The following is a 21777-nucleotide window of genomic DNA, read 5'->3' as shown; positions in this document are numbered from 1 at the left end:
CGAACGGTTGTGTCTACACCCAGACGCTCAGCCAGCTTGAGACCAGCAACAACACCGCCATGCAGCGGTTGAACCGTTGCATGGCCTTGGGCGAGCGAAACACCCGGCTGCTTCCAACCCCCAGCAATGCCCACGCGCCGAGGCATGGCAAGGCGATCACAAAGAACGCCAGCGACAGGTACAGCACATGGCTCTGGCGTTCATCGCCATCGCCGGCAAACACGCTCACCACCGCCAGGGCCATCATCCAGGTCTTGGGGTTGACCAGTTGCAGGCTGGCGGCGCCGGCCAGGCCCAGGGGTTTTTGCACGGCAGCCGGGTCGATTGACTCGGCGGGGGCGCTGAAAATCTGCCAGGAAAGGTAGCTGAGCCAGGCGACCCCCAGCCATTGCATCGCTGCCTGCACCCGGGGCCAGTGCGCCAGCGACTGGCCAACGCCGGAGCCTACCAGCAGCACAATCCCCGCCGCCCCCGCGCATGCGCCCAGCACGATAGGCAGTGCGGCTTTGAAGCCATACCGTGCGCTGTTACTCAGCACCAGGATATTGGTGGGGCCAGGGGTGATGGAGGCTACAAAAGCGAATAAAAGGAAGGGCAAGAGGGTAGGGAACATGGTGGGGCGACTCCGTAAGTGGGGCGATGGAGTCGATGGTTGCAGGGGCGTGGTGGCGTGTCTGGAAGGTTTGAGCAGGGGCGTGCGGACACGGGGAGGGGATAGTGGCGGGAGAGTTATAGGGGACAAAAAAAGGGACAAGTCCATGGTTTAGATGCACCTGTCCCGGTTATACCTCGGTTAGTTAATTAATAACGCATGACGTAGAGTCCTTGCGAGTCACGGCTGGTGAAATAAGCTTTTGAACCGTTTGGTAGTACTGCAATAGCGGCAGAATCAAACTCAATATCCACGGGTACAGTCGCTATAAGCCTGTCCGTATTTGTGTCAAATATGTTGAAGGCCCTGTACCCTGCCGTATAGGCATGAGGAAGTACCGGGTTGACTGCAACCGACGTTCCCGATCCCGCCTCAATCACGGTCACCAAGCTGTTGGTGTTGGTGTTTATTATCCCCAAGCCATCACCTCTCGCAAAATAGAGGCGAGGGGTGTTGGTACTTAAAGCCATCGGCCCGCGCGTTCCCTGAATGACAGTCACAACACTATTGTTTGCAGTATTGATAACAGTCGTATCAACCGGGTTGAAGCCGCCGCCATAGGTCGTCAGATAGGCGCGCGTATTATTAGGTGAGCGGGCGATGAAGTAAGACTGACCCGCTATTTGAGCTATCCGATTGCCGGTGGCGGCGTCGTAAGTATAAGCACCGCTCCTCGCAGTGACATATAGCCGAGTGCCTGCAGTATTGATCGCCATGTCCACTATATGTTCATTTCCGGTGGCATAGGTCGCAACTCTGGCGAAGGAGGTTGTACTGATTACCGCTATACCGATGTAGATTAGGTCCAAGTAGAGTCTTGATCCGTCCGGGTGAATTGCAAGGTGCCCACTGGACTGAATGTCATACGAAGCCGAGTGAATAATGGCGTCCGTTGCTGTGTCGATAACGTAAATCGCAGTTCTACCACCCCCGCCAACAGCGACATAAACGCGGCGCCCGTCAGGGCTGACGACGACCCCGTTTGATGAGTGGAGGAGGATAGGAATAAATTTGACCTCCGCTAGCCATGTCACGGTATAGGTACTTTGCAGGAGCGGGATGGCTTTTGACTCATCGTCACTGCCGTCATACGTCACTTTGCAGGTCACCGTGAACGTAGTGTTTTTCCCCAGGCTTGCCAGCCAGCTGCGGGAGACAGCTTGGTTGGTGATGCCGTTGGCCGCTTGAGCAGCAGTAATGGCGTGTGCCCTCAGCACCGACAAAGGTTCTACACCTGCCGCCTCCAGCGTGATCCATACACGTTGACCTTGCTTGCTCAATTCCCATTTGGCTATAGAGGCGTGTGCATCCCCGGTGAACGCCTGGAGGTCCAGGGTTGTGCCGCTGTTCATGTTATTGATTCGCGGTTGTGGCGGTCTTCCCGCCGGGATCCTGGCCACTGTCAATACCTGCGTTTCTGAAGGCACCGGGCTGCCATTGATGGTGGCGACATAGCGCAACTCAATGGTTTTGCCGACGCTGTCTGCCAGCACTTCATTGGTAATGACGAAATCCACACGACCGCCGTCCAGGCCGTCCTTGGCGCCAATATCCGCAACACCGCCATCCGGGAAAATCCATTGCAACTGGATGGAATGGCTTGGATTCATGCCGCCATACGCCACCGTGACACTGGCGTTGTCTACGTGGTCCAGCGGCTGAATGGTCAGCGTTGCCCCGGGCTGGTCGTTGAACCGTGGGTGCGGCAGCACGGCGGGCAGGGTTTGCACACGGTGTTCACGCACGCCAAACAGCACGGCGGTGTTCTTGTCGGGGCTTTCTGCCAGGCTGACCCAGAAGCGGATGGTCAGGTGCGAGCCATCCATCAAGCGCTGCAGTTTGTCCACTGGCGCGGGTGGCGAGATACCGTTGGCGGCACCGTTTTCGGTGACCAGGTTGGCGGTGTAGGTGTCCTCGCGGTACGGGCTGCCGTCGGCAAACGTGCCCTCCCAACTCATCCACATAAACTGCCCGGCATCGATAAACGGCCAGACGGATACACGGGCGCGGGCCTGGTCATTGAGTTTCGACAGGTCGAGCAGGGTGCTGTCGCCAATGCCGTCGATCGTCGGTGTGGGCAGCCCGGTGAGGGGAAGCAGGTGCAGGTCGACAGTGTCCGAAGGGTACGGAAAGGCGCCACGGTTGAAGTGGTATTGCACGCTGATCTGGTTGCCACCGGGGCGAATACCCCTGGCGATGGTGCGCGCCGGGATGGTCACGAATACTTCGTTGGTGGACGGGTTGCCCAGGGTGTACTCGGTGGCACTGCCCAGCCCGTCGCGGCTCAACCAGTCGACCTTGATCTGGTCGGTGGCCTGCATCGGCCGGTATCTCACGATGACCTTGGCGCCGCTCAATGCGGCCAGGGGGTTGAGTGCGTCGGGGAACAGGGTGGCGCCGTCGATAACCGGACGGTCCAGTTGCACGCCGCGGCCCACGGTCAGGTTGAGCACCTCGGAGCGCAATACCAGGCGTGGCGGGCCGCTGCGTTCGAGGCTATAGGTAATGCGCAGGCTGCCATTATTGTTGTTGTCGAGGATCGCCCGGCTCACCGGGAAAACCAGGGGCTTGCCTGCCGTGCCGCCGTTGATGCGCACAACGCCACTGGCCGAGCCGTCAAGGCCGGAGCCGATGGCGTTCTAGTGGATCAGGTCACCTTCTTCGGTCTGCCCGTGCGGGGCGGGCAAGGTCAGGGGCAGGGTCAGCAGCAAAGTGGGCGTGGTCACATGGCTGGGGTCGATGTTGTTGCCCAGGGCGCCTTCCAGGTGTGCAGTCGGCATGTTGCCGATGCGCTCACCCACGTGGGCGAACAGCTCGCGAGACTTGCGAATGGTCAATGCGTTGCCGTCCAGGACGTGTCCGGCGCCATCGTTGACCAGGTAATAAAATGCGATGTCGCCCACGCCTTCAAACTGTTTCAGGTGCTCTTTGCTGACGTAGCGCGTGCCGCCCTGGGCGCCCGCCAGTTGTTCTTCCTCGTAGTCTTCGCCGCCGCCGCCCGGGCGGATATGTTCAATCACCAGGGTTTCCAGCCAGTCCGGGTTGTGGGGTTCGTAGAAGGGGATCTGCACGGTGATGTCCTGATCGGGCTCGATCAGCCCCACCTCGATCGGTGCGACCGTCACTGCCGGCATCGCCACCGGCGTGCCCACCACGCTGACGGAGGTACTGCCGGATTGCTCCACGCGGCCGTCGTTTTTCAGCCACTGGAACGAGACCCGGAAGGACCCGCCCACCAGTTGTTCGATAATCTCGCGGTCGACGGTGACAAATTCAACGCTGAGGTTTCTGTCCACCACCGGGGCCAAGGGGAACACCTGGGTCGAACCGTCGCCCAGGGTACCGAACAAGGTCACCGCCAATTGGTGCCGCGGCAGGGGCGCCGGGGTTTGCCGAGGCACCGTCACCAGCACTTCGAAGGTTGCCTCGCTCTGGGTATCGAAGTCGATCTGGGTCGCCTCTTCGCCATCCACCAGGAAGATCGGTGCAGAAAGCAGGTTCGGATCCAGCTCGCTGTCCAGGAAGTAGGGTTTGGAATACTGGTATTTATCCCCGGAGAAGTTTTGCACCACGTCCGAGACCCGAAACCGCAGGGTCAGCTTGCCGAAATGCCCCCCCCTGCAAAATGATGTCCCTGGAGACAAAGACGCGAATCGGCCCTGAACCCGCGACTTCGGCCGGGCTGACGATATGCGTGACTAAAACCCCATCCCACGACAGCTCGATCTGGTCATTCTGGCGCAGGTTTTCATAGCGCTGGATCAGGCACCAGACCCCGCTGTTGGCATTATCTATATTAACGGTGGAGCCCTCAGGCAGGCCTTCCACCGTCATCACCAAGCCCGGGTGCCATTTGCTGCCGGGGTCGTTATCGCGGCCACCGGGGCGGGTGGTCTTGATCAGGATGGTTTGCAGCGGCGACGTACTCTCCTGGCCGCTGCCGGCCCGCACTACGCGGCCGTATATCTGGACGTCGCCTTCGGGGATGAATTCTTCGGGGACGAACAAGTCGTAACGGTCCCGGTCTTCAAGCGCAATATCGGCGGCGACTGCATTGACCAGGTCGTTGAGGTAGAGGGCGTAGAAGTCGTAATTGAAGTTGAACCAGCGTTCGAAGGTCCACTGGGCAAAGGGGCGCACGTGGCGGATGCCCAGGCCGTAGACCCCTCTTTCAGGATACAGCGTGGCATCCAGCGGGACCGACGGATAGGCTGACTTGGGCGGGTCGAGGTCTTCGACGCGGCGCGACGCCAGGCCTGACGATGGGTTATGCAGCACGAGGGCGTTGCCGGGCGGGTTGTTGTCGCCCAGCGGCGCATTATCCGGGGCTATGGGAAAATTGGGCATGGACAGGCTTCCTTGAATGAGGCGCGGCCCTGAGTGGCCGACTGCTGACAAGGAGATCAAACACCTATCGGGGGGCGTGGCGAACCTGTGAGAATTGACAGTGCCGACGAGTGGTGGTGGCGCAGCTAGCGCTGCAAAACGCTTGAACACCGCTTGCGATACGCCGCCGGCGTCAGGCCATACGCCCTCACGAACCAGCGCCCCAGGTGACTCTGGTCGGCAAAGCCCAGGGCAATCGCTACGTCGGCGGGTTGCTTGCCGTTGGCCAGCCAATGCCGGGCGCGGGCCAGGCGCAGTTGCACCAGGTAGGCATGGGGTGGCAGGCCGAAGGCGCTCTTGAAGGCGCGGGTAAGGCGAAAGCGATCGACGCCGCAGGCCAGCGCCAGTTCATCCATACCCACATCTTGCTGCAGGTGCGCATGCAGGTATTCCCGGGCCTTGTGCGCCACCCGTGGCAGGCGAGGGTCTTCATGGTAGCGGGTGCGCCAGTGCAGTTGCGCAGTGAGGCGTTCGAGCAGTTGGTCCATCGCCTGTTGCCGCACGATGCGCAGCTCACCTCCGTGCAAGGTCTGGAAGGCCCGGCTGGTGGCCAGGGCCAGGCGCGGGTCGCTGGCCAGGGTGCTGGCAAACCCCAGCTGGCTGTCGAGCGGCGCTTCTTCGAACACTGCGCTGACTTCCCGCGCCAACCACTGCGGGTCGAGGTAAAGCATGTGGTAGGTAAAACCGTCCGCCGTGGGCGCGTCGCCGTCGTGCAGCTCGCCGGGCTCCACCAGGAACACCTGGCCGGGCACGCTGTTATGGCGGGTGCGCCGGCAGTTGAACTGCTGCACACCTTGTTCCGTGACGCCCACCAGGTAGCTGTCGTGCCAGTGCGGGTCGTAGGCGTGGCCCTCGAAATGCGCGCGCAGGGTCTCGATGCCGGTGTCGGCGTCCTGAGCCAGGTCGATCCAGTTGTGGGCGGCCATAAAATACCTATGGGGTAAAACACTGCAAGAGCGAACAAGCTCGCTCCTGCAGGGGCTTAGCGTCTAGAAGGTTTGTGCAGCTTCATCCAAACAATCCGGCGGCGATGTTGATCGAGAACCCCAGGATCGCCGTGTTGAACAGAAACCCGATCAACGATTGCCCCAGCACCACCTTGCGCATGGTACGCGTGGCAACCCCGACATCCGCCGTTTGCACCGCCACGCCGATGGTGAACGAGAAGTACAGGAAGTCCCAGTAATTGGGCGTGCGTAAATCCTCGGCAAAGCGCAGTGCCGGCTCGGGGCCGTCCCAGGTGTAATACAGGCGCGCATAGTGCACGCTGAAAATCACCCCGATCAGCAGCCATGAGCCAACCACCGTCAGGCCGGTGAAGCCGTAATGCAACAGGCGCTGGCTATCGCTCAGGTCCTTGGTGCCCACCAGGTTCAGGGTGATGGTCGCCAGGCTGGCAATCGCTGCGATGCACACCATGAACAACACCAGGCCGGCGTTTTCGTCCTCGATCTCGGCGATGCGTTTTACGTCGTCGGCGCGGGAGTGGCTGGTGAGCCACAGCATCAGCACCAGGTAGGTCCAGACCCCGGCGTTCCAGCCGATGAGGATTTTGCTGATGATCGTGTCGGCGGGAGCCAGGAGCCCCACCGCCAGGCCCAGGACGGCGGCGGAGGACAGGCGAGGGTGGGTGCGTGCGAGGAAGGGCATGGCGCTCACAAATCAGGGATGTGTAAGCACCATAGCGCATTTATTACGTGTGGCGCTTGCGCACCAGCTTCATGACCACGACGAAGAACACCGGCACAAACACCACCGCCAGCGTCGCGGTAATCATGCCGCCGATCACCCCGGTACCGATGGCCTGCTGGCTGGCCGAGCTGGCGCCCGTGGCAATCGCCAACGGCACCACGCCGAGGATGAACGCCAGGGAGGTCATGATGATCGGCCGCAGGCGCAGGCGTGCGGCTTTCAACGTGGCGTCGATCAGGTCTTCACCCTGGTCATACAGGTCCTTGGCAAACTCGATGATCAGGATCGCGTTCTTCGCCGACAGCCCAATGATAGTAATCAGGCCGACCTTGAAGAACACATCGTTGGGCATCCCGCGCAAGCTTACGGCCAATACCGCGCCGAGCACGCCGAGGGGCACCACCAGCAGCACCGAGGTCGGAATCGACCAGCTCTCATACAGCGCCGCCAGGCACAGGAACACGATCAGCAGCGACAAACCGAGCAGCAGCGGTGCCTGGGAGCCGGACAAGCGTTCCTGCAACGACAGGCCAGTCCATTCCTGGCCCAGGCCGGCGGGCAGTTGGCTGACCAGGCGCTGGATTTCCTCCATCGCCTCGCCGGTACTGTGGCCCGGTGCCGATTCACCGGAAATCGCGATGGCCGGGTAGCCGTTGTAGCGGGTCAACTGGGCGGGGCCCTGAATCCAGCGCGCCTCGACGAAGGCCGACAGCGGCACCATCTTCCCGGCATTGTTGCGCACATGGATCTTCATCAGGTCGGCCACCTGGCTGCGCTGATCACCTTCGGCCTGCACCACCACCCGCTGCATGCGGCCCTGGTTGGGGAAGTCGTTGATATAGGCCGAACCGATGGCCGAGGACAGCACATTGCCGATATCGGCAAAGGAAATGCCCAGGGCATTGGCTTGCTTGCGGTCCACCTCAAGCTGTACTTGCGGAGCTTCGGCCAGGGCGCTTTCACGCACGTTGGCCAGGATCGGGCTTTTCTCGGCAGCGGCCAGCAGTTCGGTGCGGGCCTCCATCAACGCGGCATGGCCGACGCCACCACGGTCCTGCAGGCGGAACTCGAAACCACTGGAGGTGCCCAGGCCATCCACCGGCGGTGGCAGGATTGCATAGGCAATCGCGTCCTTCAGCTCACTGAAAGCCGCGTTGGCACGGTCCGCAATGGCCGCGGCGGAATCCTTGCTGCTGCGCTCCGACCAGTCCTTGAGCGTGGTAAACGCCAGCGCGGCGTTCTGCCCCGAACCGGAGAAGCTGAAACCCATGATCATCGTGGTATCGCCCACGCCCGGCTCGCCGGCGTTGTGTGCCTCGATCTGCTCGGCGACCTGCACCGTGCGGTTTTTGCTGGCACCCGGCGGCAGCTGGATATCGGTGATGGTGTAGCCCTGGTCTTCCACCGGCAGGAAGGAGGAGGGCAGGCGGGCGAACAGCACCCCAAGCCCCACCACCAGCACCAGATAGATCAACAGGTAACGCCCGCTGCGCTTGAGGGCGTAGGCCACCCAGCCTTCATAGCGGTCGGTGAACTGCTCGAAGCGCCGGTTGAACCAGCCGAAGAACCCGCCTTTCTCATGGTGCTCGCCCTTGGCAATCGGCTTGAGCAAGGTCGCGCACAGGGCTGGGGTCAAGGTCAGGGCGAGGAATGCCGAAAACAGGATCGAGGTGGCCATCGACAACGAGAACTGCTGATAGATCACGCCTACCGAACCCGGCATGAACGCCATCGGCAGGAACACCGCCACCAGCACCAGCGTGATGCCGACAATCGCCCCGGTAATCTGGCCCATTGCCTTGCGGGTGGCCTCCTTGGGCGACAGGCCCTCGGTGACCATGATCCGCTCGACGTTCTCTACCACCACAATCGCATCGTCCACCAAAATGCCGATGGCCAATACCATGCCGAACATGGTCAGCACGTTGATCGAGAAACCCAGCAACAGCATCGTCGCAAAGGTGCCCATCAGCGCGATGGGCACTACCAGCGTCGGGATCAATGTGTAGCGGATGTTTTGCAGGAACAGGAACATCACCGCAAACACCAGCAACATCGCTTCGCCCAGGGTGTACACCACCTTGGTGATCGAGACCTTCACGAACGGCGAGGTGTCGTACGGAATTTTGTATTCGACGTTGGCCGGGAAGTAGCGCGCCAGTTCGTCCATCTTCGCCCGCACCAGGGTCGCGGTGCTCAAGGCGTTGGCGCCGGGCGACAGCTGCACGCTGACGGCAGTGGACGGCTTACCGTTCAGGCGGGTGGAGAACTGGTATTCCTGGCTGCCGATTTCCACCCGCGCCACGTCACCGACGCGCACGGTGGAACCGTCCGGGTTGGCCTTGAGCACGATGTCGGCAAATTCGGCCGGGGTCGACAGTTGGCCTTTCACCAGGATCGACGCGGTGATCTCCTGGGTCTTGGTGCCCGGCAAATCGCCGATGCTGCCGGCCGACACTTGGGCGTTCTGCGCCGCAATCGCCGCGTTGACGTCGGCCGGGGTCAGGTTGAAGCCGATCAGCTTCTGCGGGTCGATCCAGATGCGCATTGCGCGTTCGGCGCCGTACAGCTGGGCCTTGCCCACACCGTCCAGGCGCTTGAGTTCGTTCATCACGTTGCGCGCCAGGTAATCGCTGAGCGCTACGTCATCGAGCTTGCCGTCGCTGGAGGTCAGGGTCACCAGCAGCAGGAAGCCGGCGGAGACTTTCTCCACTTGCAAGCCTTGCTGCGTCACGGCTTGGGGCAGGCGCGGCTCCACCGCCTTGAGACGGTTTTGCACGTCAACCTGGGCCATCTCCGGGTCGGTGCCCGGCTGAAAGGTGGCGGTGATGGTGGCCGAACCGAGGCTGCTCTGGGATTCGAAATACAGCAGGTGATCGGCGCCGTTAAGCTCCTGCTCGATCAGGCTGACCACGCTTTCGTCCAGGGTTTGCGCGGAGGCACCCGGGTACACCGCATAGATCTCGACTTTCGGCGGCGCGACGTTGGGGTACTGCGCCACCGGCAACTGCGGGATGGCGAGGGCGCCGGCCAGCAGGATAAACAGGGCGACCACCCAGGCGAAGATCGGGCGGTCAATAAAGAACTGCGGCATGTTTAACGATCCTTATTGGCCGGATGCCTGGGCGATGGGCGCGGGGCTGTCGTCGACCTGGACTTTCTCGCCAGGGCGGGCGTGTTGCAGGCCTTCGACGACGATACGGTCACCGGCCTTGAGGCCGCTGTTGACCACCCAGCGGTCATTGACCACCGAACCCAGTTCTACCGGCTGCTGGCTCACGGTTTGCTCGGCGTCCAGCAGCAACACCATCGGGATCCCGGCGCTGTCGCGGGTGATCGCCCGTTGCGGCACGCTGATCCCTTGCTGGTCCACGGCTTGCTCCAGGCGCACGCGGATAAAGCTGCCGGGCAGCAGGTCGAGGTCCGGGTTGGGGAACTCGCTGCGCAAGATGATCTGCCCGGTGCCCGGGTCGACGCTGATCTCGGCGAACAGCAACTTGCCCGGCAGCGGATACAGGCTGCCGTCATCCTGGATCAGCGTGGCCTTGGCCTGGTCCTGGCCGACTTGCTTCAAGTGCCCGGCGCGAAAGGCCCGGCGCAGGTCGTTCAGCTCGCGGGTGGATTGGGTCAGGTCGGCGTGGATCGGGTCCAGTTGCTGGATCAGCGCCATCGGTGTGGCTTCGTTCTGGCCCACCAGCGCACCTTCGGTCACCAGCGCACGGCCAATCCGACCGGAAATCGGCGCAGTCACGGTGGCATAACCCAGGTTCAATTTGGCGCGCTGCACGGCGGCCTGGTTGGCGGCCACATCGGCGGCGGTTTGCCGGGCGGCGGCGCGGGCGTTGTCGTATTCCTGGCCGCTGATGGCGTTGCCTTCCACCAGTTGGCTGTAGCGCTGCTCTTGCAAGCGCGCCTGGAATGCATTGGCCTCGGCCTTGCGCAGGCTGGCCTGGGCGCTGTCGAGGTCGGCCTTGAACGGCGCCGGGTCAATCCGGAACAGCACATCGCCCTGTTTGACGTCATGGCCTTCCTTGAACACCCGTTGCAACACCACGCCGGCCACCCGGGCGCGCACTTCGGCGATGCGTGGCGCGGCAATCCGTCCGCTCAACTCGCTGGTGATGGACAGGGGCTTGGCTTCCAGGGTTTCGATCCGCACCTTGGCCAGCGGCGCCTCGGCGGCGTCGTCCGCCGACTTGCCACACGCGCTCAACGCCAGTGTCAGGGCCAACAGGCAAAACGGCGCAAACAGATTCTTCGACATGCTCATATCCCAATATTGACTGGCGCATCCTACGGGCGCCCCCGCCACAGTGCTGTGAAGCTCTGTAGGTGGTGTGTGAAGAAATGTAAGGTGCGACCCACAGATGCACGCGGGCGTATATCCTTCATAACCGCCGAACCTTACACGATCTTCCTGACACCGAAGATCAAATGTGGGAGCGGGCTTGCTCGCGAAGGCGGTGTGTCAGTCGCCGTGTGCGTTAACTGAAACACCTCTTTCGCGAGCAAGCCCGCTCCCACATTGGATTTGCGTACTACTCAGAAATTGTATTATTTGGAAATACCATGCCCAACATTCTTCTGGTGGAAGACGACGCCGCGCTCTCCGAATTGATCGCCAGTTACCTGGAACGCAACGGCTATCACGTCAGTGTGCTCAGCCGTGGCGACCACGTGCGTGAGCGTGCGCGGCTCAACCCACCGGACCTGGTGATTCTCGACCTGATGCTGCCGGGCCTCGACGGCCTGCAGGTCTGCCGGTTGCTGCGGGCCGACTCGGCCACGCTGCCGATCCTGATGCTCACCGCCCGCGACGACAGCCATGACCAGGTGTTGGGCCTGGAAATGGGCGCCGACGACTACGTCACCAAACCCTGCGAGCCGCGGGTATTGCTGGCGCGGGTGCGAACCTTGCTGCGCCGCAGCAGCCTCACCGAACCCCAGGTGGCCAACGACCAGATCCTGATGGGCAACCTGTGCATCGACCTGTCGGAACGCACCGTGACCTGGCGCGGCCAGCCGGTTGAGCTGTCCAGCGGTGAATACAACCTGCTGGTGGTGCTGGCCCGGCACGCCGGCGAAGTGCTCAGCCGCGACCAGATCCTGCAACGCCTGCGCGGCATCGAGTTCAACGGCACCGACCGTTCGGTGGACGTGGCGATTTCCAAGCTGCGGCGCAAGTTCGACGACCACGCGGGCGAGGCGCGCAAGATCAAGACGGTGTGGGGCAAGGGCTACCTGTTCAGCCGTTCCGAGTGGGAATGCTGAGCCATGTTTCGCGTCCTGATTCGGCTGTACCTGATCACCATCGTCACCTTCGCCGCCGCGATTTACCTGGTGCCCCGGGCGGTGATCCAGCTGTTTGAACACCGTTACATGAACTACAACATCGAGCAGTCCCGAGGCATGCAGAGCCTGATCGTCAAGGAGTATCGACGGGTGCCGATGGAGCAGTGGGCCAATGTCACCGTGCGACTGTCGGCGGATTTCGCGCCGCTGAAGGTGCAACTGCTGCGTATCCAGGACGCCAGCTACACCCCTGAAGAACAGCGCCTGCTGGAAAAAGACCAGATGGTGATTCGCCTGGGCGAGTGGGGCTGGGCGGACGACGTCAGCTCGGCCCTGGACGACCAGTTGGTGGTCAAGGTCTCGGTACCGCCGGACCCGCTGGACATGAACCTGCTGTACTGGAGCATGAACGTGCTGATCGGCGCGGCGCTGCTGGCATGCCTGCTGTTCTGGCTGCGGCCCCACTGGCGCGACCTGGAGCGCCTGAAAAGCACCGCCGCGCAACTCGGCCAGGGCAACCTTGCGGCCCGCACAAAAATCCCGCCCAGCTCCAACATCGGCAGCCTGGCGGCGGTGTTCGACACCATGGCCAACGACATCGAACAGCTGCTCAACCAGCAACGTGATTTGCTCAATGCGGTCTCCCATGAACTGCGTACGCCGCTGACGCGCCTGGACTTCGGCCTGGCCCTGGCGCTGTCCGACGACCTCCCGGCGGCCAGCCGTGAGCGGCTGCAAGGGTTGGTGGCGCACATTCGCGAGCTGGATGAGCTGGTGCTGGAGCTGCTCTCCTACAGCCGTTTGCAAAACCCGGCGCAAACACCCGAGCGGGTGGAAGTGGTGCTGGATGAGTTCATCGACAGCATCCTGGGCAGCGTCGACGACGAACTGGAAAACCCCGATATCGTGATGGACGTGGTGCTGGACTGCGCCGTGGAACGCTTCACCCTGGACCCGCGCCTGACCGCCCGGGCCCTGCAAAACCTGCTGCGCAACGCCATGCGGTATTGCGAGCGGCGAATTCAGGTGGGGGTGAAGGTGTGTCCCAGGGGGTGCGAGATTTGCGTGGATGATGACGGTATTGGCATTCCGGTTGACCAGCGGGAGCGGATTTTCGAGCCGTTCTACCGGCTGGATCGCAGCCGGGATCGAGCCACTGGCGGTTTTGGCCTGGGATTGGCCATCAGCCGGCGGGCGCTGGAGGCGCAGGGCGGAACATTGACGGCCCAGGCTTCACCATTGGGTGGTGCACGCTTCCGGCTCTGGCTGCCGAGTTAAAGAACACCACAAAACCATTGTGGGAGCTGGCTTGCCTGCGATGGCGGTGGGTCAGCTTGCATCTTTGCTAACTGATACACCGCCATCGCAGGCAAGCCAGCTCCCACATTTGATCTTCATCGTTCTTCAGTCCCGAATTTGGCGTTTGCACAGCCTTACCACCTCACGCGGTGCCTTGTTATAGTTCGGCCCCTATTCCAGCCGCCAGTCAAGGATCACTGCCATGTCCGAATACCAAGCCTTTGTCGTCGAACTCAGCGGCAACGTCGCCCATGTGCAGCTCAATCGCCCGGAAAAGATCAACGCGATGAACGCGGCGTTCTGGACCGAGATCATCGACATCTTCCAATGGGTCGAAGACACCGACGCGGTGCGAGCCGTGGTCATCAGCGGCGCCGGCAAGCATTTCTCCTCCGGCATCGACCTGATGCTGCTGGGCTCGGTGGCCAATGACTTCGGCAAGGACGTAGGCCGCAACGCGCGCCTGCTGCGGCGCAAGATCCTCGAACTGCAAGCCTCCTTCAACGCCGTCGACAACTGCCGCAAGCCGGTACTCGCGGCGATCCATGGCTACTGCATCGGCGGCGCCATCGACCTGATCAGCGCCTGTGACATGCGTTACGCCGCCGAAGATGCGCAATTCTCCATCAAGGAAATCGACATCGGCATGGCCGCCGACGTCGGCACCCTGCAACGCCTGCCGCGCATCGTCGGCGACGGCATGCTGCGCGAGCTGGCCTACACCGGCCGCCAGTTCGGCGCCGAAGAGGCGCGCAGCATCGGCCTGGTGAATCGGGTGTACAGCGATCACCAGAGCCTGCTGGCCGGGGTGCTGGACATCGCCCGGGAAATCGCCGCCAAATCGCCGATCGCGGTCACCGGCACCAAGGCGATGATCAGCTACATGCGTGACCACACGATCAATGACGGTTTGGAATACGTTGCCACCTGGAACTCAGCTATGTTGCAATCCAACGACCTGCGCGTGGCCATCGCGGCCCATATGAGCAAGCAGAAACCCGACTTCGTGGATTGACTGAACATGACCCCAGGCTGGATTACCACAACGCTGCTGGACAACGACGCCCCGGGCGGCTGGGCCGTGGCCCGCAGCCGTGAAGGCTTTTTACACGACCAGAACGGCCCGCTGTTTCCCCGGGAATGGCTCAAACGCCAGGACCTCTCGGTATTCGCCGAGCATGGCATCGGCCACCTGGACGGCGAGCCGGTGTACCTGCTGGAACTCAACAGCCCCGCCGATGTGCCGGGCTGCGGCTGGCAGGGCCTGCGGGCATTCATGCTGCAGGGCGATCACACGCTGTACAAAGTCCTGGGCTACGCCGCGCAAATCGGCACCTGGGCCCGGGAGCATCGTTTTTGCGGCAGTTGCGGCCAGGCGATGGTGCAGGTGCCACGGGAGCGGGCGATGTTCTGCCAGGCCTGTGACCTGCGCAGCTACCCGCGGATCTCGCCGAGCATGATCGTGTTGGTGACCCGTGGCGACGAGATCCTGCTGGCCCGTTCGCCGCGCTTTGTCACGGGGGTCTACAGCACCCTGGCGGGGTTTGCCGAGCCGGGCGAGTCGGCCGAGGACTGCCTGATTCGCGAGGTGCGTGAAGAAGTGCAGGTGGAGGTCAAGAACATCCAGTACATGGGCAGCCAGTGCTGGCCGTTCCCGCACTCGATGATGCTGGGCTTTCACGCCGAGTACGCCGGCGGCGACATTGTGCCCCAGGCTGACGAGATCGAAGACGCGCAGTGGTTCAACATCCATGAACTGCCGCCGTTGCCGGCGTCGCGCTCGATTGCGCGCTACCTGATCGACCTCTACCTGGCCCGTCGCCTAGGTCACGCTGAACCAGTGCTGCCAGGCTAGGCGCACCGTCAGGCCGAGCACCACGGTGATGAACACCGGGCGAATGAATTTGGCGCCGCCGCTGATGGCGCTGCGTGCGCCAAAAAACGCGCCGCACATCACCGACACGCCCATGCACAGGCCGACAATCCAGTCTACCGAGCCATTGAAAATGAACACCGTCAGCGCCGCCGCGTTGCTGACGAAGTTCATGCTGCGCGCCACGCCGCTGGCCTTTACCAGGTCGATGGGGTGCAACAGCATGGTACTCACGGTCCAGAACGCCCCGGTGCCCGGGCCGGCGACGCCGTCGTAGAAACCCAGGCCAAAGCCCTGGGTGGACTGCCATTTCTTCTTGATCGGTGCGTCGTTGTCCAGCGCCGCCTTGGGCGTGCCGCCGAACAGCAAATACAAACCGCAGCCGAACACAATCACCGGGAGCATCTTGTTCAGGGTTTCTGGCGGCAGGTAATGGGCCACGACCGCGCCGGTGAGTGCACCGACCAGGGTGCCGACGATGGCATGCACCCACTGGCGCGGATGAAACAGCTTGCGCCGGTAGAAGGTAAAGCTGGCGGTGGCCGAGCCGAAGGTGGAACTGAGCTTGTTGGTGCCCAGCACCAGGTGGGGCGGCATGCCGGCGGTCAGCAGGGCGGGCGTGGTGAGCAGGCCGCCACCGCCGGCGATGGCGTCGATGAAACCGGCGATAAAGGCAACCACGGCGAGGATCGCCAGGGTGGTGAGGTCAACGCTGAGTTCGAAAGGCATGGGCAAGACTTAGTCGGCAGGGCGCAGCAAGGGCTGCGCGAAAGGCCGGTATCTTACCGATTAGCGTGGGGGCCTGCGACTATGATCGTTCCCACGCTCTGCGTGGGAATGCCGCCTTGGACGCTCCGCGTCCTGCTGCCGCAAGGGTGACGCAGAGCGTCACGGGATGCATGCCCAATGTGGGAGCGGGCCTGCTCGCGAATGCGCAGTGTCAGTCACCGGATAGAGTGGCTGATCCACCGCGTTCGCGAGCAAGCCCGCTCCCACATTTCAACCGTGCCCGCTTGGCTATTTATGTGTTTCGACCCACTCCAGTGCGGTCCGCCAGATGCAGATCCCCAGGAAGTACGCCGACATCAGCAACCACAGGCCCAGGGTCAGGCGATTGGTGTACGGGAAGTCGATCACCAGCAGCAGGCTGCACAGCAACCAGATGGTGGTCACGGCAATATTGATCGGCATGAAGCGCTTGACCCGGAACGGGTGCAGGAACTTCATCGGCGTCACGGTCAGCAACGCCAGGCCGATCACGGTGAGCAAGGTGACCCAGGCTTCCGGCTGGATGATATAGACGCACAGCGCCACAACGTTCCATGCGGCGGGGAAGCCGACGAAGTAGTTGTCCTTGCTCTTCATGTTGACGTTGCAGAAGCAGAACAGCGACGACACCAGAATCACCGACACCGTAAACAACGGGGTGAAGTCCGGCAGGGCGATATAGCGATAGATAAACAGCGCCGGAATAAACACGTACGTCAGGTAATCAATCACCAGGTCCAATACCGAGCCATCGAAGCTTGGCAGCACTGTTTGCACATTCACCCGTCGCGCGAGAGAGCCGTCGACCCCATCGACGATCAAGGCCAGGCCCAGCCACAGCAGGCAAGCCTTGGGCTGGTTGTCGAGCAGTGCCAGGGTGGCCAGGAAGGCCAGCACCACGCCGGTGGCGGTAAAACCATGGGCGCCCCAGGCCTTGAGACGGGCTACATGCAGGGTCGATATCACAGGGGCGTTCTCCAAAAGGTGAAACAGGGCAGCCGACGGGGTAGCACCGTCGAATCTGGCCAGAGTGTGCAGGTATCGACCGGGAAGGGGGGGATAAGGTTCACCACCCGGCGTAGGTTAAGCGTAGCAAGCGCAGGACGTTTCGGCATCAGCCTTGACGAAACACCAGTGCCTTTAATCCGCTTTGCGGGTCGATATCGGGGAATTCCGGCGGGTTTTCCAGCCGCTGGTCAAAGCGCAGGCCAGGCGCTTCGCGGGTTACGCCGTCGATCAGGAAGTCTTCGCCGAACGCCGGGTCGTTCATGCACGCCAGCACCGTACCCTGGGCCGTGAGCAAATCCGGCAGGCGACGCAGCACCCGCTGGTAGTCCTTGGTCAAAAGGAAACTGCCTTTCTGGAACGAGGGCGGGTCGATGATCACCAGGTCGTACGGGCCGCTGTTGGTGACCTTGGCCCACGACTTGAACAGGTCGTGGCCGAGGAACGTCACCTTGCTCAGGTCGTGGCCGTTCAGGCGGTGATTGTCACGACCACGGCTCAGGGCGCCACGGGCCATGTCCAGGTTCACCACATGCTCGGCGCCGCCTTCGATGGCCGCCACGGAGAAACCACAGGTGTAGGCGAACAGGTTCAGCACCCGCAGGCCATGAGCCTGTTCGCGTACCCAGTTGCGGCCGTAACGCATGTCGAGGAACAGCCCACTGTTCTGCTTTTTGCCCAGGTCGATCAGGTAGCGCAGGCCGCCTTCGGTGATGGTCAGTTCGTCGACCACCTCGCCCAGCAGCCATTCGGTGGTGCTTTGCGGCAGGTAGCGGTGTTGCAGCGCCACGGTATGGGCGCCGAATGACCGCCAGTCGATCTGCACCAGCATCTGCTTCAAGGCCTCAAGCTCCGCGGCTTCAGGCTCCTTGAACAGCGAGACCAGCACCACGCCTTGCAGCCAGTCCACTGTCAGTTGCTCCAGGCCCGGCCAGCAGCGGCCACGCCCGTGAAACAGGCGCCGGGTCTCGGCGGGGACGGTTTGCAGGGCATTCAGCAAATGGGTGTGCAGGGTGGCGAGTGCGTCTGGGTTCATCGGGCAACGTCGGTCATTGAGCGGGCGGCATTTTAAACACAATTGCGGGGTGTTCGGGAGTTGAAGCACAACGTGCTTTGAATTTGCTGATTGGCAGTGATTTATGCTCAAAAGTCCCTGAGAGGCGGCGCACAACAGTCAAAAAATCCCTTGGCACCGACATAAACTGGAAAAAAAGCCCGGAGGTGCCCATGAACGGTTTCGCGAGTGCAGTGAGTCAGACAGCGATGGACCAGGAAGAACTGGCCGAATGGCGCGATGCCCTGGCCTCCCTGGTGGCCAACGCCGGCGCGGCGCGCGCACGGGAGATCCTCGACATGCTGGCGGATGCCGGCGGCGCGCCACACATCGCCTGGAAACCCCGGCATGGCACGCCCTACATCAATAGCATCGCCGTGGAGCAGCAACCGCCGTTTCCCGGCGACCTGGCCACTGAAGAACGCCTGGCCTCAGTGGTGCGCTGGAACGCCCTGGCCATGGTAGTGCGCGCCAACCAGGCCTATGGCGAACTGGGCGGGCATATCGCCAGCTACGCCAGCGCGGCGGATTTGTTCGAGGTGGGCTTCAACCACTTTTTCCGTGCCCGCAACGACAGTTTTGGCGGCGACCTGGTGTTCTACCAGCCGCATTCCGCCCCCGGCATCTATGCTCGCGCCTTCCTTGAAGGGCGCCTGAGCGAGGCCGACCTGGCCCACTATCGCCAGGAAATCGGTGCAGGCAAGGCGGGCGCCCGAGGTTTGTCCAGCTATCCCCATCCGTGGTTGATGCCGGACTTTTGGCAATTTCCCACCGGGTCCATGGGCATTGGCCCCATCAGCTCGATTTTCCAGGCGCGGTTCATGCGCTACCTGCAACACCGCGGCTTGCAGGACACCACCGACCGCCACGTATGGGGCGTATTCGGCGACGGCGAGATGGACGAACCGGAAAGCATGTCGGCCCTGACCCTGGCCGCCCGTGAAGGCCTGGACAACCTGACCTGGGTGGTCAACTGCAACCTGCAACGGCTCGACGGCCCGGTGCGTGGCAACGGGCGAATTATCGACGAGCTGGAGGCGTTGTTCGCCGGTGCCGGCTGGAACGTGATCAAGCTGGTCTGGGGCTCGGACTGGGACGCCTTGCTGGCCAAGGACACCGACGGCGAGCTGGCGCGCACCCTGTCGCAGACGGTGGACGGGCAATTCCAGACTTTCGCCGCCAAGGACGGCGCCTACAACCGCGAACATTTCTTCGGCCAGAGCGAGGCGCTGTCCAAACTGGTCGAGGGCCTGAGCGACGAGCAGATCGACCGGCTCAAGCGTGGCGGCCATGACATGGTCAAGATCCACGCGGCCTATCACGCGGCGCGCCGGGTCGCCGGCAAACCCACGGTGATCCTGGCCCAGACCAAAAAGGGCTTTGGCATGGGCGAGGCCGGGCAGGGCAAGATGACCACCCACCAGCAGAAGAAGCTCGACCGCGAGGCCTTGATCGCCTTCCGCAATCGCTTCCAGTTGCCGCTGTCGGATGAACAGGCCGAATCCCTGAGCTTCTACAAGCCCGCTGAAGACAGCCTCGAAATGCGCTACTTGCACCAACGCCGCGCCACCCTCGGCGGGTATGTGCCGAGCCGTGGCCAGCAGGCACCCACCGTGAGTGTCCCGCCGGTGTCGGGCTACGGCGCGTTTGCCACCCAGGCGGAGGGCAAGGAAATGTCCACCACCATGGCCTTTGTGCGCATGCTCACCAATCTGCTCAAGGACAAGGCCCTCGGCCCGCGCATCGTGCCCATCGTCGCCGACGAAGCGCGCACCTTCGGCATGGCCAACCTGTTCAAGCAGATCGGCATCTATTCCAGCGTCGGCCAGCGCTACGAGCCCGAAGACATCGGCTCGATCCTCAGCTACCGCGAAGCCACCGACGGGCAGATCCTTGAAGAAGGCATCAGCGAAGCCAGCGCCATCAGTTCCTGGGTCGCGGCGGCCACCAGTTATTCGGTGCATGGCCTGCGGATGCTGCCGTTTTACATCTACTACTCGATGTTCGGTTTCCAGCGCGTGGGGGACCTCATCTGGGCTGCGGCCGACCAACGTGCCCGAGGTTTCCTGCTGGGCGCCACTGCCGGGCGCACCACCCTGGGTGGCGAAGGCTTGCAGCACCAGGACGGCAGCAGCCACCTGATGGCCGCCACCGTGCCCAATTGCCGTGCCTACGACCCGGCGTTTGCCGGCGAGTTTGCGGTGATCCTCGACCATGGCATGCGCCAGATGCTGGAGCACGATGTGGACGAGTTCTACTACGTGACCCTGATGAACGAAAACTACCCGCAGCCGAGCCTGCCGGAAGGCGTCGAAGCCGCGATCATCAAAGGCATGTACCGGCTGAGCGGGCAGCCTGGCGGCAAGGTCCGGTTGCTCGGCTCCGGCACGCTGGTGCGCGAAGCCCAGGCAGCGGCGCAATTGTTGGCGGAGGATTGGCAGGTTGAAGCAGAAGTGTTCAGTGTCACCAGCTTCAGCGAACTGGCCCGGGACGCCCGTGACGTGGAACGCTGGAACCGCCTGCATCCGCAACAGCCGGCGCGGCGCAGCCACCTGGCGGAGTGTTTGCCCAAGGGCGCGCCGGTGGTGGCGGTATCTGACTATGTAAGGGCGGTGCCGCAGATGCTTGGGTCGTACGTGGATTCGGCTTACACCGTGCTGGGGACGGATGGCTTTGGTCGCAGCGATACCCGGGCGGCGTTGCGGGATTTCTTCGAGGTGGACCGCCATCACATCGTGCTGGCGGCGCTGACGGCGTTGGTGGAGCAGGGGAGTCTGGACAGGCAGGTTTGCCAGCAGGCGATAAAGCGTTATGGGGTGCAGACCGATCGCGAGCCGTCCTGGACCTCCTGAGCGACAAAGATCTAAATGTGGGAGCGGGCTTGCTCGCGAATGCGGTGTGTCAGTCAATATATCCGGCAACTGATACACCGCTTTCGCGAGCAAGCCCGCTCCCACACTGGTTCTGCGTGGTTGTCTAAATACTGGCTATCAACGGCGCCCCAAACGATTCCCGCAGAAACCCCGGCGCGATATACCGCTCGTAATGCGCCTCGGACAACAGGAAAAACTCCCGGTCAATCGCATCCCGCAAATCTGCCAGATTGCGCTCGCGAAACTCCGGCAACAGCGCCAACCCATACGCATCCAGCTTCGAAATCACCCGCGCGCCCCGGGCAATCAACTGGTACGCCCAGCAATACGGCGACTGGTGGGGCACAAAGCGGATCTTGCGATCTTCCAGTTGCTGGCGCAGGCGCTGCGGGTCCAGTACCTGCAGCTTGCTGGTCATCACCTGCACCAGCAGTTGTTCCAGGCGCAGCCACACCGCCTGTTTCTCCTCGGCGTTGTAGCCGTTCCACTGAATCACCTCATGGTGATAGCGCTTGCAGCCCCGGCATACCAGGTCTCCGTAGACGGTGGAGCACAGGCCGACGCAGGGTGTCTTGATGGTTTGATTGGGCATAAAAAAACATCGACAGGTGAAACAACACGGCCCCCGAAGGGGCCGCTTTAAATCAATCCCAGCTCAGCGCGCCGCCAGTCTGGTACTCGATCACACGGGTCTCGAAGAAGTTCTTCTCTTTCTTCAAGTCCATGATCTCGCTCATCCACGGGAATGGGTTAGTCGTCCCTGGATACTCTTCCTTCAACCCAATCTGCGACAGACGACGGTTCGCGATGAACTTGAGGTAGTCCTCCATCATCGCCGCATTCATGCCCAACACACCGCGTGGCATGGTGTCACGCGCGTATT

At 62.3% G+C, this 21777-nt stretch carries 18 protein-coding genes; 5 read left to right on the top strand and 13 right to left on the bottom strand.

Annotated elements, in window-relative coordinates; genetic code table 11:
* Nucleotides 1-13 precede the first annotated feature (13 nt).
* The 8 genes from HX839_RS31110 to HX839_RS31085 form a co-directional block, all read right to left on the bottom strand.
* A complete protein-coding gene (locus tag HX839_RS31110; protein ID WP_177068196.1) occupies nucleotides 14-613 on the bottom strand; it encodes a LysE family translocator in 600 nt (199 codons plus the stop codon).
* A gap of 188 nt (nucleotides 614-801) precedes the next feature.
* Nucleotides 802-3249, bottom strand: a complete 2448-nt coding sequence (locus HX839_RS31745) for a YncE family protein (protein ID WP_256344781.1) — start codon at nucleotides 3247-3249, stop codon at nucleotides 802-804.
* Nucleotides 3250-3291: 42 nt separating this feature from the next.
* Nucleotides 3292-4221: a hypothetical protein gene (locus HX839_RS31740; RefSeq protein WP_256344780.1), complete on the bottom strand. Its 930-nt coding sequence runs from the start codon at nucleotides 4219-4221 to the stop codon at nucleotides 3292-3294.
* Nucleotides 4199-4999 carry a hypothetical protein gene (locus HX839_RS31735; protein ID WP_256344779.1) on the bottom strand — a complete coding sequence of 267 codons (801 nt, stop codon included), beginning with the start codon at nucleotides 4997-4999 and terminating at the stop codon, nucleotides 4199-4201. Before HX839_RS31735 ends, HX839_RS31740 begins: the two co-directional genes overlap by 23 nt.
* 125 nt (nucleotides 5000-5124) lie before the next feature.
* Entirely contained in the window at nucleotides 5125-5964 is an 840-nt protein-coding gene (locus tag HX839_RS31100; protein WP_008431232.1) for an AraC family transcriptional regulator, read from the bottom strand.
* Nucleotides 5965-6046: 82 nt separating this feature from the next.
* Complete coding sequence (locus HX839_RS31095; RefSeq protein ID WP_003214055.1) at nucleotides 6047-6688, bottom strand: DUF1345 domain-containing protein; 642 nt, start codon at nucleotides 6686-6688, stop codon at nucleotides 6047-6049.
* A gap of 43 nt (nucleotides 6689-6731) precedes the next feature.
* Nucleotides 6732-9824, bottom strand: a complete 3093-nt coding sequence (locus tag HX839_RS31090; protein ID WP_003214052.1) for an efflux RND transporter permease subunit — start codon at nucleotides 9822-9824, stop codon at nucleotides 6732-6734.
* A 12-nt stretch (nucleotides 9825-9836) separates the two neighbouring features.
* The gene (locus tag HX839_RS31085; RefSeq protein WP_177068195.1) at nucleotides 9837-10994 is read right to left on the bottom strand and encodes an efflux RND transporter periplasmic adaptor subunit; all 1158 of its coding nucleotides are present in this window, start codon (nucleotides 10992-10994) and stop codon (nucleotides 9837-9839) included.
* Nucleotides 10995-11299: 305 nt separating this feature from the next.
* On the opposite strand from HX839_RS31085, the gene HX839_RS31080 reads away from it, so the two are divergent.
* The 4 genes from HX839_RS31080 to nudC all read left to right on the top strand — a co-directional run bounded on the left by HX839_RS31080 (nucleotide 11300) and on the right by nudC (nucleotide 15176).
* Entirely contained in the window at nucleotides 11300-12001 is a 702-nt protein-coding gene (locus HX839_RS31080; protein WP_008430287.1) for a response regulator transcription factor, read from the top strand.
* A 3-nt stretch (nucleotides 12002-12004) separates the two neighbouring features.
* Nucleotides 12005-13300, top strand: coding sequence for an ATP-binding protein (locus HX839_RS31075; protein ID WP_003214046.1), 1296 nt, complete (start codon nucleotides 12005-12007; stop codon nucleotides 13298-13300).
* Between the two features lie 223 nt (nucleotides 13301-13523).
* Nucleotides 13524-14336 carry a crotonase/enoyl-CoA hydratase family protein gene (locus tag HX839_RS31070; RefSeq protein WP_177068194.1) on the top strand — a complete coding sequence of 271 codons (813 nt, stop codon included), beginning with the start codon at nucleotides 13524-13526 and terminating at the stop codon, nucleotides 14334-14336.
* Nucleotides 14337-14342: 6 nt separating this feature from the next.
* Nucleotides 14343-15176 carry an NAD(+) diphosphatase gene (gene nudC / locus HX839_RS31065; RefSeq protein WP_008430294.1) on the top strand — a complete coding sequence of 278 codons (834 nt, stop codon included), beginning with the start codon at nucleotides 14343-14345 and terminating at the stop codon, nucleotides 15174-15176.
* Here the strand turns inward: nudC and HX839_RS31060 are convergent.
* The 3 genes from HX839_RS31060 to HX839_RS31050 form a co-directional block, all read right to left on the bottom strand.
* A complete protein-coding gene (locus HX839_RS31060) occupies nucleotides 15144-15923 on the bottom strand; it encodes a TSUP family transporter (RefSeq protein ID WP_177068193.1) in 780 nt (259 codons plus the stop codon). The two genes, nudC and HX839_RS31060, sit on opposite strands and share 33 nt — an antisense overlap.
* A gap of 288 nt (nucleotides 15924-16211) precedes the next feature.
* Nucleotides 16212-16928: a phosphatidylcholine synthase gene (gene pcsA / locus HX839_RS31055; RefSeq protein ID WP_003208507.1), complete on the bottom strand. Its 717-nt coding sequence runs from the start codon at nucleotides 16926-16928 to the stop codon at nucleotides 16212-16214.
* A gap of 148 nt (nucleotides 16929-17076) precedes the next feature.
* A complete protein-coding gene (locus HX839_RS31050; protein WP_102369233.1) occupies nucleotides 17077-18003 on the bottom strand; it encodes a class I SAM-dependent methyltransferase in 927 nt (308 codons plus the stop codon).
* Between the two features lie 191 nt (nucleotides 18004-18194).
* Here HX839_RS31050 and mdeB point away from each other — a divergent pair, with 191 nt between their 5' ends.
* Nucleotides 18195-20873 carry an alpha-ketoglutarate dehydrogenase gene (gene mdeB / locus HX839_RS31045; RefSeq protein WP_177068192.1) on the top strand — a complete coding sequence of 893 codons (2679 nt, stop codon included), beginning with the start codon at nucleotides 18195-18197 and terminating at the stop codon, nucleotides 20871-20873.
* A 124-nt stretch (nucleotides 20874-20997) separates the two neighbouring features.
* Here the strand turns inward: mdeB and HX839_RS31040 are convergent, their stop codons facing one another.
* Nucleotides 20998-21486 (bottom strand): DUF1289 domain-containing protein, encoded by a 489-nt coding sequence (locus HX839_RS31040; RefSeq protein ID WP_003208512.1) that lies wholly within the window; start codon nucleotides 21484-21486, stop codon nucleotides 20998-21000.
* Between the two features lie 52 nt (nucleotides 21487-21538).
* Nucleotides 21539-21777 (bottom strand): ribonucleotide-diphosphate reductase subunit beta (locus tag HX839_RS31035; RefSeq protein ID WP_177067331.1); only part of this gene is annotated, 239 nt, incomplete at its 5' end.

The sequence above is a fragment of the Pseudomonas sp. I8001 genome (assembly GCF_013385345.1).
Lineage (GTDB): Bacteria > Pseudomonadota > Gammaproteobacteria > Pseudomonadales > Pseudomonadaceae > Aquipseudomonas.
Note: the sequence above shows the minus strand (reverse complement) of the source record. Positions and strands in the feature narration are given on the sequence as shown.

What these genes read in the sequence shown, in the direction of transcription:
- HX839_RS31110 (WP_177068196.1), bottom strand. Translation starts at nt 613, where the DNA reads ATGTTCCCTACCCTCTTGCCCTTCCTTTTATTCGCTTTTGTAGCCTCC.
- HX839_RS31735 (WP_256344779.1), bottom strand. Translation starts at nt 4,999, where the DNA reads ATGCCCAATTTTCCCATAGCCCCGGATAATGCGCCGCTGGGCGACAAC.
- HX839_RS31100 (WP_008431232.1), bottom strand. Translation starts at nt 5,964, where the DNA reads ATGGCCGCCCACAACTGGATCGACCTGGCTCAGGACGCCGACACCGGC.
- HX839_RS31095 (WP_003214055.1), bottom strand. Translation starts at nt 6,688, where the DNA reads ATGCCCTTCCTCGCACGCACCCACCCTCGCCTGTCCTCCGCCGCCGTC.
- HX839_RS31090 (WP_003214052.1), bottom strand. Translation starts at nt 9,824, where the DNA reads ATGCCGCAGTTCTTTATTGACCGCCCGATCTTCGCCTGGGTGGTCGCC.
- HX839_RS31085 (WP_177068195.1), bottom strand. Translation starts at nt 10,994, where the DNA reads ATGTCGAAGAATCTGTTTGCGCCGTTTTGCCTGTTGGCCCTGACACTG.
- HX839_RS31080 (WP_008430287.1), top strand. Translation starts at nt 11,300, where the DNA reads ATGCCCAACATTCTTCTGGTGGAAGACGACGCCGCGCTCTCCGAATTG.
- HX839_RS31075 (WP_003214046.1), top strand. Translation starts at nt 12,005, where the DNA reads ATGTTTCGCGTCCTGATTCGGCTGTACCTGATCACCATCGTCACCTTC.
- HX839_RS31070 (WP_177068194.1), top strand. Translation starts at nt 13,524, where the DNA reads ATGTCCGAATACCAAGCCTTTGTCGTCGAACTCAGCGGCAACGTCGCC.
- nudC (WP_008430294.1), top strand. Translation starts at nt 14,343, where the DNA reads ATGACCCCAGGCTGGATTACCACAACGCTGCTGGACAACGACGCCCCG.
- HX839_RS31060 (WP_177068193.1), bottom strand. Translation starts at nt 15,923, where the DNA reads ATGCCTTTCGAACTCAGCGTTGACCTCACCACCCTGGCGATCCTCGCC.
- HX839_RS31050 (WP_102369233.1), bottom strand. Translation starts at nt 18,003, where the DNA reads ATGAACCCAGACGCACTCGCCACCCTGCACACCCATTTGCTGAATGCC.
- mdeB (WP_177068192.1), top strand. Translation starts at nt 18,195, where the DNA reads ATGAACGGTTTCGCGAGTGCAGTGAGTCAGACAGCGATGGACCAGGAA.
- HX839_RS31040 (WP_003208512.1), bottom strand. Translation starts at nt 21,486, where the DNA reads ATGCCCAATCAAACCATCAAGACACCCTGCGTCGGCCTGTGCTCCACC.